Source organism: Thiopseudomonas acetoxidans, assembly GCF_030362935.1.
GTDB lineage: Bacteria > Pseudomonadota > Gammaproteobacteria > Pseudomonadales > Pseudomonadaceae > Thiopseudomonas > Thiopseudomonas acetoxidans.
The window spans coordinates 14093-30123 of the sequence record NZ_JAUCDY010000007.1 but is presented as its reverse complement, the minus strand read 5'-3'; the positions used below and the strand labels follow the sequence as shown (position 1 = coordinate 30123).

Sequence of the window (16031 nt, the reverse complement as noted above, 5' to 3'; positions counted from 1 at the left end):
GAGTATCAAGCTAAGCAGCTATGCTGAAAACTAGGTTTTAGCGCAGCACTTAATATTAAGGAGCAAGCCCATGAGTGAGCAATGGCTAACCATTGACGGCAACGAAGCAGCGGCGCTAATCGCCCATAAACTCAGTGAGGTGTGTGCGATTTATCCCATCACGCCGGCCTCCAATATGGGCGAGTGGGCGGATGAGTGGTCATCACAGGGGCGTAAAAACCTGTGGGGCACCGTACCGCATATTGTCGAGATGCAAAGTGAGGGCGGTGCGGCGGGTGCGGTGCATGGTGCGCTGCAAACCGGTGCGCTAACCACCACCTTTACTGCCTCGCAGGGCTTGCTGCTAAAAATTCCTAATATGTACAAGATTGCCGGTGAACTCACACCCATGGTGCTGCACGTGGCTGCGCGCTCATTGGCGTGTCAGGCGTTGTCAATTTTTGGTGATCACAGTGACGTGATGGCGGTGCGGCAAACCGGTTTTGCCATGCTGTGCTCAGGTTCAGTGCAGGAGGCGATGGACTTTGCCGCCATTGCCCATGCAGCGACTCTAAAAACACGACTCCCTATTCTGCATTTTTTCGATGGTTTCCGTACCTCGCACGAGGTGTCCAAAATCCGTGCGGTGGGTGATGAGGTGTTGCGTGCGCTGATTGCCGATGAAGATGTGCAGGCACACCGTCAGCGCGCCATGAGTCCCGACCGCCCAGTATTGCGTGGCACGGCACAAAACCCAGATGTGTATTTCCAAGGCCGCGAAACGGTTAACCCGTTTTACATGGCTTTTCCCGATATTCTGCAACAAACGATGGATGTGTTTGCCGAGCACACAGGCCGTGCGTACCGGTTGTTTGAATACCATGGCGCAGCAGACGCAGAAAAAGTGATTATTCTGATGGGCTCAGGTGCGGAAACCGTGCATGAAACCGTCGACCATCTAACGGCGCAGGGCGAAAAAGTCGGTGTGTTGCGTGTGCGTCTGTATCGCCCATTTTCTCCGGCACCGATGCTCGCTGCATTGCCTGCTAGCGTGAGCAGGATTGCCGTACTGGACCGCACCAAAGAGCCGGGTTCCGACGGTGAGCCGCTGTATAAGGATGTGTTAACCGCCTTGGCGCAAGCGCAGATGCAGGGCAGCAGTCCCTTTGCCCAGTTACCGCGCGTGATTGGCGGGCGTTATGGCCTGTCCTCGAAAGAATTTACCCCAGCCATGGTCGCCGCTGTGTTTGCCGAGCTGGATGCCGCGCAGCCCAAGCAGGGATTTACCATTGGTATCCACGATGATGTAACGCACAGCAGCCTAAACTGGGACGCTAGCTGGAAAACCAATGCCCACGCTGAGTCGATACAGGCGGTGTTCTATGGTTTGGGTTCGGACGGTACGGTCAGTGCCAATAAAAACTCGATCAAAATTATCGGCGAGACCACGGACTTGTATGCGCAGGGTTATTTTGTCTATGACTCGAAAAAATCCGGGGCGATGACGGTCTCGCATTTACGTTTTGGTCCGCAGCCTATTCGTTCGACCTATTTAATTGGCGATCATCAAGCGCAGTTTGTCGCCTGTCACCAGCCGCAGTTTGTTGATCGCTTTGAAATGCTGGATAAAGCCGCGGACAACGCGGTGTTTTTACTCAATACCCCTTTTGCCCCCGAGCAGGTGTGGGATGAGTTGCCGCGCAAGATGCAGCAGCAGATGCTGGATAAAAATATTCGTTTTTTCTGTATTGATGCCTACAAAGTGGCGCAAGACTCCAACATGGGCAAGCGCATTAATACCGTGATGCAGACCTGTTTCTTTGCGATTTCCGGCGTATTGCCGCGTGATGAGGCCATTGTGGCGATTAAAGAGGCGGTGCAGAACACCTATGGCAGTAAAGGTCAGCGTATTGTTGATTTCAATTTTAAAGCCATTGATGCCACCCTTGCCAACCTGCATGAAGTTAAGCTGCCGACCCAAGTCAGCAGCACCTTTGAGCGTGCGCCTGTAGTGGCTAACGAAGCTCCGGACTTTATCCACCGCTTTACCGCACGCTTGATAGCCGGTGAGGGCGATTCTATTCCAGTAAGTATGATGCCGGTGGATGGCACCTTTGCGCTGGGCACAGCGGCCTATGAAAAACGCAATCTGGCCTTGGAAATTCCGGTTTGGGATGCAGACCTCTGTACCCAATGCGGTAAATGCCCAATGGTCTGCCCACACTCGGCCATTCGCAGTAAATTGGTGCCGGCAGACGCCATGGCCGATGCGCCAGACAGCTTTAAATACCGCAAGGTGTTAGGACGTGATTACCCGCAAGATCATGTAATGATTTATCAAGTCTCACCCGATGACTGTACCGGCTGTACGCTCTGTGTGGATATTTGCCCGATTCGGGATAAATCCAATGCCTCACGTAAGGCGTTGAACATGGCTGATATTGAGCCGTTACGTGAGCAAGAACGTGAAAACTGGGCGTTCTTTGAACAACTACCTGAATACGACCGCACGGAAATTAAGCGCACCACCATCAAAGGCTCGCAAGTGTTACAGCCGCTGTTTGAGTTCTCTGGTGCCTGTGTCGGTTGTGGTGAAACGCCTTACTTAAAACTGGTCTCCCAGCTTTTTGGTGATCGCATGGTGGTGGCGAATGCCACCGGTTGCTCATCCATTTATGGTGCTAACTTGCCGACCACGCCTTGGTCCGTGAACGCGCAAGGCCGTGGCCCCGCCTGGAATAACTCATTGTTTGAAGACAACGCAGAGTTTGGCTTGGGGATGCGGGTGTCGATTGATAAGCAAACCGAATACGCGCACGAGCTGCTCAGTGAGTTGGCTCCACAATTAAAAGCCGAGCTGGTCGAGGGTTTACAAAACGCCGACCAAAGCGAAGAATCGGGCATTGCCCAGCAGCGTGAGCGGGTTTCACTGTTGCGTGAAGCCTTGCTACAACTGGATAACCCACAAGCCAAGGCGCTGTTAAGTGTCTGTGAATACTTGGTGCTGCGCAGTGTGTGGATTATTGGCGGTGATGGCTGGGCCTATGACATTGGCTATGGCGGGTTAGACCATGTGCTAGCTTCGGGGCGTAACGTCAATATTCTGGTGCTCGATACTGAGGTGTACTCCAATACCGGCGGGCAAACCTCCAAAGCCACACCGTTGGGCGCAGTAGCTAAGTTCTCCGCGGCGGGTAAAGCAACGCAGAAAAAGGACCTAGCCATGCTGGCGATGGGCTACGATAACGTTTATGTGGCAAAAGTGGCCTATGGGGCGAAAGACATGCAAACCCTGCGTGCCATGCTCGATGCCGAAGCCCATGATGGCCCGTCACTGATTATTGCTTACTCGCCCTGTATTGCCCATGGTGTGGATTTGTCCTTTAACCACAGACAGCAAAACCTTGCCGTGGACAGTGGTCACTGGCCGTTGTTCCGTTATGAGCCAGCGCGTGCGGCGGCGGGCAAAAATCCGTTACGCTTGGACTCCAAAGCACCGTCGATTGACTACGCTGAGTTCACTGGCACAGAGACACGCTTTAATATGCTCAAGCGCAGCCATCCAGAACTGGCCAAAGCCTATGCAGAACAGGCACAAAGCGATGTGATTGCACGCTTCTCACATTACCAAGATTTAGCCGACTTACCAGGCGAGGCCGATCGTGCGGCTGAGCAGGAGAAAGACCATGATTGATTTAAGTACCCAGTATTTGGGTTTGCAGTTAAAAAATCCGCTCGTGCCATCGTCGTCACCTTTATCACGCGATTTTGATAGCGCCAAACAGCTGGAAGACCAAGGCGCTTCGGCACTGGTGCTGCACTCGCTGTTTGAAGAAAGCATCATTGCAAGTGAAGAAGCCGCCATGCGCTTTTTGCATGAGCAAAATATCGGCTTTGGTGAGGCAGATTCATTTTTGCCCGTACATGATGACAGCTGCTTTCGCACTGAGCTGGATGAGTATCTAGAGCACATCCAGCTGTTAAAAAAGAGCTTGGAGATTCCCATTATTGCTAGCCTTAATGGTGTGTCCCAGCAGGGTTGGATTGAGCATTCCAAACAGTTAGAAGAAGCTGGCTGTGATGCGCTGGAGCTGAACGTTTATTACGTGGCGACCAATGTGGAAGAGTCGGGCGCACAGGTAGAGCAACGCTATATCGATTTACTCAAACAGCTTAAACAGCATGTAAGCTTGCCGGTGACAATGAAGCTGTCGTCGCAATTTAGCTCGGTGGGGCACTTTGTGCGCAGTTTAGAGACCGCTGGCGCGGATGGGGTGTCGTTGTTTAACCGTTTTTATCAGCCCAATATTAACCTCTTTACTCGCGAGGTGGAGCCAGCGCTAAGCCTGTCGTCTAGCTATGAAAGCCTGCTGCGCATCACTTGGGTGGCGACGCTGTACGACAAGGTTAAGCTGTCGATGGCGGTGACGGGCGGTATTCATACGGTGAATGATGTGCTGAAAGCTTTAATGGCGGGTGCTGATATCACGCATGTGTGCAGTGTTTTGCTTAAAGAAGGCCCCAGTGCTATTTCACGACTGTTGCATGATCTTGAGCAGTGGATGGTTGACAATGAGTATGAGTCCGTTGCTCAGCTTAAAGGCAGTGTGAGTCGCCAGCGAGCTATCGACCCAAGTGCTTATGACCGTGCCAACTATGTTGAAGTAATGAAAACCTATCGCGAAAACACGGGTATTTGGCGTTAGGGAAACACTGAATAATTACCTGCGTTGTCAGAGCTGCGTTAAAAATCGGCTCAAAATGCTCATTTACTACCAGTAAACTGCGCTTTTTCGCCGATTTTTGCCTTGCCCTGACTGCCTCGCCAACATTATTCAGCGCTTCCTTAGGGTTTTGCCAAGCACAACAACTTTAAACGCTTTAAGAGAAAAATAATGTACAAATATTTAGCACTTTTTTTCATCACGGCCACTTTGGCCTTACCAGCTAGCGCACAACAACAAACAGCCAAACTGTTTAAATCCTATGAATACAATCAAGCAAAAAGTGAGTTTTTAGCAAAGGAAGGTTTTTACGATTGCTCGACAGACTTTGGGCGTGAAGCGTTATGCCTGGACTCAGTTGATTTTATTGGACATGAGTTTGGGGCGGTTTTTTATTTTATGGGTGACAAACTTATTTCAGTGATGTTAGCTGATGAGTATGAAGATCAGCTTTATTATCAAATAGCTGGCGCTCTTGCTAAAACCTTTACGTTAACTGCTATGGACAGTGATACCGAGCGTCTTGATCTGCTTGAGCTTGCGCGTACTGTTCAAGATAGGGCGGATTACGATGCGAAAGTGAACGCGTTTGAAAGCTTAAGTCTTGAGCGTGGCGAGCTGACCTATATTTTTATCGAAGGACAAGCTCGGGAGTTTGAAGGCAAGAAAAATGTGGTTGATGCTGTGCAGACTTTACCTGTAGGCACGCGTGAGGCTGACTTCCGTGTGGTAGAGAACGAGGAAGGTAGTTATATGTTCGTTAGTTTTAACCAGCCTAGACTCACCTCTATAAAAGTTAAGCAAAATATGCAGCAGCCGGTTGAGGACTTTTAAAGAAAATAACACCAGCATACAGCGCTAGGATTAATGCTATATAATTCGCGCCTGATAAGTATGGGGGCTGTATGCAAGGGCGTTACTTTGCGCGCGGGTTAGTGGATAGCATGGCTATTGGTGCAGGGTATGTGCCAGTAGCCATTTCTTTTGGGGTTGCAGCAATAGCGGCCGGCCTGTCGCCGATGGTGGTTATTCTTACCTCGGTCTTGGTATTTGCTGGGGCCAGTCAGTTTATTCTTATTGCGCTGCTGGTTTCCGGTGCGGCTTGGTGGGTTGCTGTACCAGCGGTGTTGTTAATGAACGCCAGACATCTTTTTTATGGTCCAGCGCTATACGGACAGCTAACGGCTGTGCCGCGCAGATTGCCGCTAGCCGTTTGGTCATTTGGCTTAACCGATGAGGTGTTTGCCAGCGCGGTGGCTAAGTTAGGGCAACAAAGCCCAGCAGCGCGTGAAGCTTGGTATGTGGGCTTACAGCTGGGCGCTTACCTTGCTTGGGTAGGCGGAACAGTGCTGGGCGTTGTGTTTAATCATGTGCTGCAGAATGCGCCCATATTTGTCACTGAAGCACTTAATTTTGTTTTGCCGGCTTTGTTTTTAGCGTTGTTGTTGGATATGCAGCCTAAAAAGCACTGGCTTAGCCTCTGTGGTGCGACGGTGATAGCAGTGTTATTAGTCAGTATTTTGCCGGTTCATTATGTATTGGTGATTGCCATGCTTGCCGGTGCGGTATTGGCGAGTGTAGGAGGGCGCAATGACAGTGCATGAGTTTGTGTTGCTGGCTTTATGCGGGTTAGGCACTTTTTTATTGCGTTATCTACCTTTGTATATCCTTAGTTGGCAAACGGGGCAGCGCAAAGCGGTCTCGGTGTTTGTAGTACGCATATTACAGGGTGTTGGACCGGCTGCAATTGCGGCATTGTTGGTGGTTTCTTTTATGCCTATGCTGAATCCACAGCAACCGACACAGCTGGTTGCCGCACTGCTAGGGGCGACGACGGTTTATTGGGTAAAACACCTTACTTCATCCTTAGCCTTGGCTGTTTCAATCAGCGCGCTGGTATATGGTGCGCTGATGCATATCAGCTAAAGCCTATCGGTAAGCGGCTGGATCGACTACATCCAACTGCTCTGGCGCTAATGCCTTGTGCGCGTAGGTTTCCCATACGCGCTGCTCTAAAAATAAAGTGTATAAGTCTGGATCAATATGGTTGTTGTCGCGCATCCGCTGCAATATAGACAACGCTTGGGATATTTTCATGGGTGCTTTATAGGGTCTATCTTGCGCGGTTAATGCCTCGAAAATATCCGCAATCGCCATCATGCGCGCCGGAATAGACATTTGCTCGCGGGTTAAACCGCGCGGGAAGCCACTGCCGTCCATTTTTTCATGGTGACCCCCAGCGTATTCAGGCACACGGCGTAGCTTGCGCGGGAACGGCAAGGACTCCAGCATTTCAATGGTGACGCGCATATGGTCGTTGATAATATCGCGCTCGGCTTGCGTTAGAGTACCGCGCTCAATACAGAGGTTCTCCACTTCATCCGCGCTCAATAACGGCTGCAGTTTACCTTGATGGTCGTACCATTGTTGTTGGGCGATTGAGCGTACGCGCGCTTGGTGGTCTTGGTGCATAAATTCACCGCCCTGATTGGCGGTCTGCAAAAAACTCAGATCATCGGCTAATTGGTTAAGACGCGCTTGGCGTTGTTGTTGATGCACTTTTTCAGCGGTAGGTTCCTGTGCCATGGCTTGCCAGTAATCGGCTTCAACTTGCTGGCGCAGAGCGGCAAAACGGCTTTCTACGTGATGAATACGATCATTGAGGCAGTGCAGTTTGGTGGACTTATCCAGCACCGAATTGGGTGTGGCCAGTTTGCCGCAATCATGTAGCCACGCGGCGACTTGCAGTTCATACCAGCCATCGGCATCAAGCTCAAAATCAGCAAAGGTGCTTTGATCCTCGCAAGCCGCTTGGGCAATTAGCTCAGTGAGCAGCGGCACACGCTGGCAATGGCCTGAGGTGTGCGGGCTTTTGGCATCAATGGCAGTAGCAATGGCTTTGATAAAGGCATCCAGCAGGTTTTTGTGTTCTTCAACCAATAGTTGGTTGTTAAGTGCAATGGCTGCATAACGGGCTAAAGCACGGATCAAAGGTGCAGTGTCTGCGGAGAAAGGCACGGTCTCGCCCGTGTGCGGATCTTTAGCATTAACCAGCTGTAATACACCTATCACTTCGTGGGCGTGATTAAGCAGCGGCAGTGCGAGCAACGAAATGGTACGGTAGTTTTTCAGCTGATCAAAAGCCTTGGTGCCGGAGAAGTCAAACTCGGTATTGGTGTAAGCATTGTCGATGCTGACTACTTCTTTGGTCAGCGCTGCATAGGAGGCAACATGGTGGTGGTTGGGTGTACCATCAGCTAAGTACAGTTCTATGGGCGGCGCTTGAATAGGCGCAGAGTCGCCACCCAAAGCTATGCCCAGACTATGGTTATGCATTAGCGTGAAATCGAGTCGTGCTGAGCCGTTTTGATCGCGCAACAAATACAGCGTACCGCCATCAGCGTGGGTGATGTTTTGTGCTTCTTGCAAAATACGCAGCAACAGCTGAGTGGTATTGGGCTCACCGGATAGAGTGATCAGCAGCGCTTGCTGGTCTTGCATGATGTGTTGCTGCTGTACAGCAATCGCTGCTAATTGCGCTAGGGTTTGCACCAAGGGCTCTAAAGAGGGTGCAAACGGGATGGTTTCGCCATGCTCATTGGTGGCGTTTAATAGTTGCAATACTGCTACCAGCTCACCGCTGCGCGTCAGTAGGGGTAACGTCAGTACGGATTGAGTGTGATAGCCCAAACGCTGGTCGAATTTCTGAGTGCCGGAAAAATCAAAGTCTTTTTGCTGGTATACATCCGCGATGTTAAGCAGCTTACCGGTTAGTGCGGCATAGCTGGCCATATGCTGATAGTTAGGCTGATCGTCGATATACAGGGGAATGGCCGGGTACTCCAAGGGGCGACCGCTTACATCGCCCATTTTTATACCTAGGCTTGAGTTACGGATAATGGCAAAATCCAGTTGCTGCTCACGCCCTTCGCCTTGGCACAGGTAAAGAGTACCGCCATCCGCACCTGTAAGAGTGCGTGCTTCTTCTAGAATTAGCGCGCACAGGCGCGTCATATCCTGTTGCGGATTGACTCTGTCTAGCAGGTTTTTCTGGCGTACTTCTGGGGTAACCATGTTTTGATACTCACTTATTAGTATGAATAAACACCGCTTGCCAATCAGCTGCCGGCGGGTTTTGGATAAAGTCAGTGCAGCGCTCAAGATAAAGTTGATACAAAGCACTGTGGTTATCGGGCTGTTGCGCTGCGTTATTGAGTAACTGCTGCAGGAGCTGGCTGGCGGCGTTAAAGTCCTGCTGGCGATAAGCCTGCAGAGCCTGAGTAAAGGTGGCCACCTTGTGTAGTAACTGCTCGTTTGCGTCCTGCCGTGAGCAGAGCGGCTCAAACACCTCGACGGGTTCGGTTTTTCCTTTGACTTGGATGCGGTCCACAGGAAGAAATATGATGTCGGGACACTGCTCTTGGGTGGCGTCACTCACCAGAATCTGCGCGCTGTAGTAGCGCGTAATGCTTTCAATGCGGCTGCCTAGGTTCACAGCATCACCCAGTACGGTGTAAGCGCGACGATAGTGCGAGCCCATGTCGCCCACGTTCATGGGGCCGGTGTTGAGACCAATGCCGATTTCTAACGCGGGCAAGCCACTTTCGATAAACTCTTGGCTTAATAAAGCCGTTTGTTGCTGCATGGCCAGTGCTGCCAGTACCGCATTTTGTGCATGCTGCGGATCATCGAGTGGGGCATTCCAGAATGCCATGACCATATCACCCACATACTTATCAATAGTACCTTGATGGGCAAAAATCACCTCGGTGACTTTAGTCAGGTAGCGGTTAAGCAGCTGTTTGAGCTCGGCCGTGGTTAACGCCTCAGACAGGGTGGTAAAACCCATGATGTCAGCAAACAACACCGTCATTTTACGCTGTTCGCCTTCCATGCTGGCTGCTTTGGGGTCTTCTAGTAAGCGTTCGACATAGGCCGGCGGCACGTAAGCGCCAAACAGCTCTTGCACTTCGCGGCGGTGGCGGTTGCTGGCAAAAAAGCCCAAGGCTAAGTTAAATAAAGACAAACCCAGCACCAGTAATAACTGCAATGCCAAAGGCAGGGCTAGGTGGTGAGCTTGCCACAGATAAAAGTTCAGCCCTACCACCCAGCTCAAGCCCAGCACGCTATACAGCAGCATCCACAGCGGGCTGCGGCCCGGCAAAATAACCGCCAGCACCATGCCAGTGACCAGCAAGAGCAGTAACGAGGCTGCCGGAGCCCAGTCAGGTTCATAATAGAAGACCGACTCACCCATGGCCGCTTGCAGTAACGCATCGATAACGTTGGCATGGGCTTCCACACCGGGGTAATTGGTTTGCAGCACAATGGTGCGCAAGTCCGATAAACCCATAGCTGAGGTGCCAATAAGAATAATCGCGCCTTGTACCGCGGCTTGTTCTGCAGTGCTTAAGTCGCTGCGCATAATGCGCGTGGCCGACAGCGTCGGGTATGAACGCGCACCACCACGAAAAGGCACCAGCATGCTGGCATCAGCAGCGACGGGCACTGTTACGGCAGTGCCTATGTCAATCTCAGTGGCGACAAACTGGGCACCGTTATCTACCAGTTTTAGCTTTAGCCAAGGTTCGCCTAGCGCCAGTTGTGCCATGACCAAGGAAAAACTGGCATAGGTATCCCCCTGATGTTCGATAACCAAAGGCAGGCGGCGAATAACACCATCGATATCGGCTTGCGTAACGACAAAACCTTGCTCCAAAGCATGATTGGCGAGCAGGGGGATGTTACTGCTGTAGTTATGCATTTTTAGCAGTTGATTGTGCAGCTGTTCAGCGTCGAGCTGATAGAAAGGAAAGGGCAGTTGACCGCTGGATTGGCCGTCATTATGAAAGAAATACCCCAAGACCGTATTGCCGGCTAGGGAGTTAGCGAAAATAGCGTCTTGATCAAACAGCGACTGTTGTTCACGTAGCTGTTGCTGTGCGGCTTCGGGGAGGTTGGCTTGCTCGAGTATTTGCTGCACTGGGTTGCTGCGTAGACTGGCTAAATGCTCCTTGTATGCTTAACAGAGGCGGGTGCGTATTTTTGTTGCACCAGTTTCGCGTATTTATAACAGATTATGTGAACTGGCGCACCTTGGCTTTAGTGGCATGCATGAACGTTACTGAAGGAAACGCTGAGGTTTAGGTCGGTCAGAAATGGAAGCCTGAGGAAAGGAAGAAATCAAACAGCGTGCGATAGGCGGCACAGGTTACCTTCTAGCTGAGTGCCGCACAAAACGTCCCTGTCGTTTGGTGAGTGCTAACTTATAAAGGCTTAACGGATAGGGCGAATGTTGACTGCATTCATTCCTTTGGGGCCCTGCTTGAGCTCAAAGCGCACAGGCTGTCCAGCTTTTAAGTACTTGTACCCATCCATTTGGATCGCAGAGTAGTGGGCAAAAAGCTCTTCTGTATCATTCTCGGCAATGACGAAACCGTAACCCTTGCTGTTGTTAAACCACTTAACAGTACCATTATGCATGTCAATACTCCTGTGTATAACTCAAAATTACAGCCTGCAATTAATGCGAACTGGTAGAAAAATGTAAGTCTGTTCTGCGTTGTCATGGTGTATTTGATGTTAAGTGTGGGTACCAAGCGATTTTATATGTTGTAATAGGTTGAAAAAACTACTTTTGCTCCCAACTTAACTTTTGTTTCGTTTTGAATAGATGATAGTTATATAAAGCTTTAAGGGGGAGTCAAGCCTAAAGTGACAAGTGCAGGACTTAGATCAACTATAAGTTCTCTAAAATGCTAGAGTTGCCATATATTTTAAGGACAAGCGCGCTAAAAATTATGAGTAAGAATGTAGAATCAACAAGGTTTTCAGAAGATTTAGATAGCCATATTTTAGTTCGGCAGGCCGAACCTGAGCTGCAAGCACCACCTATGTATCAAGTGATCATGCTTAATGATGATTACACTCCGATGGATTTTGTGGTGGAGGTGTTGGAAGACTTTTTTGCTATGGGTCGTGAGCGGGCTATGCAAACAATGCTGGCTGTGCATCGGCAGGGTCAAGCCGTTTGCGGAGTGTTTACCCGTGACGTGGCTGAAACCAAAGCCATGCAAGTGGGTCAATATGCCAGAGAATGTGAGCATCCTTTACAGTGTGAAGTGAAGCCCGAGAGCAACTAGAGATTGGATATGCCGTCTAGATTGCCGTTTGATTTAGTTTAGTGAGGTGAAGCATGTTGAGTATGGAGCTTGAGGTCACCCTTAATCTTGCCTTTAGGGATGCGCGCAATAAGCGTCATGAGTATATGACGGTAGAGCACCTACTGTTGGCGTTGCTGGATAATAAAGAAGCGGCGGATGTGCTGCGTGGTTGCGACGCAGAGCTGGAAAGTATTCGTAATGAGCTGACAGAGTTCGTTAACAGTACTACACCTTTATTGGCGGAGCATCTTGAGGGTATGGAAACTCAGCCTACGTTGGGCTTTCAGCGCGTATTGCAGCGTGCAGTTTTCCATGGCCAAAGCTCGGGTAAACAAGAAGTGGGTGGTGGCAGTGTATTGGCTGCGGTATTTAGTGAGGCCGATAGCCATGCAGTGTATGTACTGCGTAAACACAATATCAATCGTTTGGATGTGGTGAGCTATCTGTCTCATGGTGGTCCGCAGGATAAAGACTTAACCCAAACAAAATCAGCTGAAGAATTTGCCGAAGAAGGACAAGGACAGGATCCTTTACTAGCCTATGCACAAGATTTAAATGCTTTGGTTAAACAAGGACGTATCGATCCATTAATCGGGCGCGAGCATGAAGTGGAGCGCGTGGCGCAAATTCTTGCTCGTCGCCGGAAAAATAACCCGCTTTTGGTCGGTGATGCAGGCGTGGGTAAAACCGCGATTGCGGAAGGCTTGGCCTATCGAATCGTGCACGGGCAAGTGCCAGAGTTGTTACTGGATAGTAATGTCTATTCTCTAGATATGGGCGCTTTGCTGGCGGGCACCAAATACCGCGGTGACTTTGAAAAGCGCTTCAAAGACTTGCTGAATGCGATTCGCAAGCGGCCCAAAGTTATTTTATTTATTGATGAAATACATATGATCATCGGCGCGGGAGCAGTGGGTGGTGGGGTGATGGATGCATCAAACCTGCTGAAACCTTTGCTTTCCAGTGGCGAGATTCGTTGTATCGGTTCGACTACCTTCCAAGAGTACCGTGAAATTTTTGAAAAAGACCGTGCACTGGCGCGACGCTTTCAAAAAGTGGATGTGGTTGAGCCCAGCATTGAAGATACCTATCAGATTTTGCGTGGCCTAAAATCGCGCTTTGAGGAGCACCATAAGGTGCTGTATAGCGACGAGGCTTTGCGTGCGGCGGCAGAGCTGTCGGCGCGTTACATTACTGATCGCTTGTTGCCGGATAAGGCGGTGGATGTGGTTGATGAGGCCGGCGCCTATCAGCGCTTGCAGCCTGCGGATAAGCGACTTGAAAGTATTGAAGTGGAGCAGGTAGAACAGGTGGTTGCCAAAATTGCTCGTATCCCTAGTCGTCAGGTGAGTCGCTCCGATAAGACCCAGTTACGTAACCTTGAGCGCGACTTGCGTCTGACCGTATTTGGTCAGGATGCAGCCATTGAAGCGCTAGCAACGGCGATTAAGCTGTCCCGAGCAGGATTGCGTGAAGCCAATAAACCCGTGGGCTCGTTTTTGTTTGCTGGACCCACGGGTGTGGGTAAAACCGAGGTGGCTAAACAACTGGCACAGTCCCTAGGTATTGAATTACTACGCTTTGATATGTCGGAATATATGGAGCGTCATACCGTTTCGCGTTTAATTGGTGCGCCGCCGGGTTATGTAGGCTTTGATCAAGGAGGCTTGCTTACCGAGGCGGTAACGAAACAACCGCATTGCGTGTTGCTACTCGATGAAATTGAAAAAGCTCACCCAGACGTCTTCAACCTGTTGTTACAGGTGATGGATAACGGCTCACTGACCGATAATAACGGGCGCAAGGCGGATTTTCGTCATGTCATCATCGTGATGACCACCAACGCTGGTGCTGAAACAGCAGCGCGTGCATCGATTGGCTTTACTGAGCAAGATCACAGCACCGATGCCATGGAAGTGATCAAAAAGAGCTTCAGTCCAGAGTTTCGTAATCGGCTGGATAGCATTATTCAGTTTGGTCGTTTAAGTGCGGATGTTTTAGCCTCGATAGTGGATAAGTTCTTGGTTGAGTTGCAGGCGCAATTAGAAGATAAAGCCGTACAGCTGGAGGTCAGTCAGTCTGCGCGTGCATGGTTAGCAGAGCATGGCTATGACGCGGCGATGGGCGCACGGCCTATGGCGCGATTGATTCAGGAAACTATTAAAAAGCCATTGGCCGATGCTATTTTATTCGGCGACTTGGCGGAGCAGGGGGGTGTGGCTTTCTTTGACTTAGAAGGGGACGCGCTTGCGCTGCATTGTAAGGTGGAGGCGCAACAGCGTTTATTGCCTAGTTTTGAGTAATGAGCAACAAAAAAAACACGACCCAGTCTTGGCTGTGGTCGTGTTTTTTATGCACGTTGAATAATTAACGTGCGCGGTAGGTAATGCGACCCTTGCTGAGGTCGTAAGGCGTTAGTTCAACACGAACCTTGTCACCTGTCAGAATACGGATATAGTTTTTGCGCATTTTGCCAGAAATATGCGCAGTAACGACGTGCCCGTTTTCTAACTCCACACGGAACATGGTGTTAGGTAGGGTGTCGACGACAGTACCTTCCATTTCGAAGCTGTCTTCTTTAGACATGCAGTTAAACCCTCAAATACAAAATAAAAAAGCCCTGAGAACTAAGGGCAGCAAAAACGGCGCTTATTATGCCGCATTTTATCAAAAAAACCAAATTTAGCTAATGCCTTTGATTTGCTCCTGCATAAGGCTCAGAGTCTTTGCCATTGCTCATCAATAAAACCCTCGATGGGTTGGTACTGGGTTTTGTAGTTCATTTTTGCACAGTCTTTAATCCAGTAGCCTAGATAAAGATGGGTTAGACCTAATTGCTGTGCATGGGCAATTTGCCACAGAATCGCATAACGGCCTAGGCTGAAGTATTTTTCTTCAGGCTCAAAAAAGCTATACACCGCTGATAATCCATCGTCCAGTACATCGGTCACTGCTACTGCGAGTAGACGCTGCTTAAGACGGAACTCAAAAAAGCGTGCAAATGGCAGTGGGTAAGATAAGAAGCTTTGAAACTGTTCTATGTTGGCTGGGTACATCTCGCCATCTGCATGACGCTGTTCGATATAGCGTTGATACAGCTTGAAGTACTCGTAAGTGAAGCGTGGTTGGTGTTCGGTTACGGTCAGCTGTGCGCCGCGCTTTAGCACGCGTTGCTGTTGTTTGTTAGGCGTGAAGCTGGCTACAGGCACGCGCACCGGTACGCAAGCGTTGCAGGCGGGGCAGTGTGGTCGATAAATAAACTGGCCGCTGCGGCGAAAACCTTGCTCTGAGAGCACGCTAAAAATTGAAGCGTTGATAGGTGCTTGTGGATCGAGGCAAAGTGACTGGCTTTCTTCTTCAAGGTAGCTACAAGTCTGCACTTGGGTTAAAAAAAGCGGCAGTTTCTGAGAGTTATTCATGCGTATTCCACTGCATAGTGTTTGGCTTATCTAAGTGTTGGGCTAGATAGTCAGCAAACTCACTGCGGTTTATTTCTTGCGCACCAAAACGAGCCAGGTGCTCGGTGTGCATTTGGCAATCAATTAATACAAAGCCTGCGGCTTTAAGGTCTTGCACTAGGGTGACAAAACCCACTTTGGAAGCATCATTCATGCGGGCAAACATTGACTCACCAAAAAATAACTGACCGATAGCGATACCATACAAGCCGCCAACGAGTTGCTGCTGGTGCCACACCTCAACGGAGTGTGCATAGCCAAGTTTATGCAGTTCACAATAGGCTGCTTGCATAGCAGGAGTTATCCAAGTGCCGGAATCTGTGCTGCGTGGTTCGGCGCAGGCGCTGAGGACGCGCGCAAAAGCCTGGTCATAAGTAACTTGAAACGTGCCACGTTTAATGCTTTTTTTCAGGCTGCGCGGTATATGTAGTTGGTTAGGAAATACCACAGTGCGCGGGTCGGGTGACCACCACATCAGCGGCTGACCTTCTGCATACCAAGGAAAACAGCCATGGCGATAAGCAGCAATTAGCCGCTGACTGGATAAATCACCACCCATAGCGAGCAAGCCATTGGGTTGGCGCAATGCTTTTTGCAGAGATGGGAAGTCAGTTGTGTTGTGCTTAAGCCAAAAAGTCATGGGTATCAGTACGGTAAAATGAAACAAGAGTTTAGAGTGCTGGTCAGATTATGCAATCTGCTTTGAT

13 protein-coding genes are annotated in these 16031 nt (G+C 50.0%); 7 read left to right on the top strand and 6 right to left on the bottom strand.

Annotation, left to right across the window (positions count from 1 at the left end):
* Positions 1 to 70 precede the first annotated feature (70 nt).
* From nifJ to QEZ41_RS07110, 5 genes are all read left to right on the top strand, one after another.
* Positions 71 to 3673, top strand: a complete 3603-nt coding sequence (nifJ, locus tag QEZ41_RS07130) for a pyruvate:ferredoxin (flavodoxin) oxidoreductase (protein ID WP_289410708.1) — start codon at positions 71 to 73, stop codon at positions 3671 to 3673.
* Positions 3666 to 4685 carry a dihydroorotate dehydrogenase-like protein gene (locus QEZ41_RS07125; protein WP_289410707.1) on the top strand — a complete coding sequence of 340 codons (1020 nt, stop codon included), beginning with the start codon at positions 3666 to 3668 and terminating at the stop codon, positions 4683 to 4685. Before nifJ ends, QEZ41_RS07125 begins: the two co-directional genes overlap by 8 nt.
* A gap of 189 nt (positions 4686 to 4874) precedes the next feature.
* Positions 4875 to 5537: a hypothetical protein gene (locus tag QEZ41_RS07120; RefSeq protein ID WP_289410706.1), complete on the top strand. Its 663-nt coding sequence runs from the start codon at positions 4875 to 4877 to the stop codon at positions 5535 to 5537.
* A gap of 71 nt (positions 5538 to 5608) precedes the next feature.
* Positions 5609 to 6307, top strand: a complete 699-nt coding sequence (locus QEZ41_RS07115; RefSeq protein WP_289410705.1) for an AzlC family ABC transporter permease — start codon at positions 5609 to 5611, stop codon at positions 6305 to 6307.
* Positions 6294 to 6629: an AzlD domain-containing protein gene (locus tag QEZ41_RS07110; RefSeq protein WP_289410704.1), complete on the top strand. Its 336-nt coding sequence runs from the start codon at positions 6294 to 6296 to the stop codon at positions 6627 to 6629. The genes QEZ41_RS07115 and QEZ41_RS07110 overlap by 14 nt, the downstream gene beginning before the upstream one ends.
* A 3-nt stretch (positions 6630 to 6632) precedes the next feature.
* Here the strand turns inward: QEZ41_RS07110 and QEZ41_RS07105 are convergent, their stop codons facing one another.
* From QEZ41_RS07105 to QEZ41_RS07095, 3 genes are all read right to left on the bottom strand, one after another.
* Positions 6633 to 8777, bottom strand: a complete 2145-nt coding sequence (locus QEZ41_RS07105) for a GAF and HD-GYP domain-containing protein (RefSeq protein ID WP_289410703.1) — start codon at positions 8775 to 8777, stop codon at positions 6633 to 6635.
* 10 nt (positions 8778 to 8787) lie between these two features.
* On the bottom strand, positions 8788 to 10686 hold the full coding sequence (locus QEZ41_RS07100) for an adenylate/guanylate cyclase domain-containing protein (RefSeq protein ID WP_289410702.1): 1899 nt from the start codon (positions 10684 to 10686) through the stop codon (positions 8788 to 8790).
* Between the two features lie 293 nt (positions 10687 to 10979).
* Positions 10980 to 11186: a cold shock domain-containing protein gene (locus QEZ41_RS07095; RefSeq protein WP_289410701.1), complete on the bottom strand. Its 207-nt coding sequence runs from the start codon at positions 11184 to 11186 to the stop codon at positions 10980 to 10982.
* Positions 11187 to 11503: 317 nt separating this feature from the next.
* Between QEZ41_RS07095 and clpS the strand changes: the two genes are divergently transcribed.
* Together clpS and clpA are read left to right on the top strand one after the other, a co-directional pair.
* Complete coding sequence (clpS, locus tag QEZ41_RS07090) at positions 11504 to 11845, top strand: ATP-dependent Clp protease adapter ClpS (RefSeq protein ID WP_289410700.1); 342 nt, start codon at positions 11504 to 11506, stop codon at positions 11843 to 11845.
* A gap of 53 nt (positions 11846 to 11898) precedes the next feature.
* Entirely contained in the window at positions 11899 to 14169 is a 2271-nt protein-coding gene (gene clpA / locus QEZ41_RS07085) for an ATP-dependent Clp protease ATP-binding subunit ClpA (RefSeq protein WP_289410699.1), read from the top strand.
* Positions 14170 to 14233: 64 nt separating this feature from the next.
* On the opposite strand, the gene infA is transcribed toward clpA, so the two are convergent.
* From infA to aat, 3 genes are all read right to left on the bottom strand, one after another.
* Positions 14234 to 14452: a translation initiation factor IF-1 gene (gene infA, locus QEZ41_RS07080; RefSeq protein ID WP_002553999.1), complete on the bottom strand. Its 219-nt coding sequence runs from the start codon at positions 14450 to 14452 to the stop codon at positions 14234 to 14236.
* Between the two features lie 131 nt (positions 14453 to 14583).
* On the bottom strand, positions 14584 to 15285 hold the full coding sequence (locus tag QEZ41_RS07075; RefSeq protein WP_289410698.1) for an arginyltransferase: 702 nt from the start codon (positions 15283 to 15285) through the stop codon (positions 14584 to 14586).
* Complete coding sequence (gene aat / locus QEZ41_RS07070; RefSeq protein ID WP_289410697.1) at positions 15278 to 15964, bottom strand: leucyl/phenylalanyl-tRNA--protein transferase; 687 nt, start codon at positions 15962 to 15964, stop codon at positions 15278 to 15280. The genes QEZ41_RS07075 and aat overlap by 8 nt, the downstream gene beginning before the upstream one ends.
* Positions 15965 to 16031 lie beyond the last annotated feature (67 nt).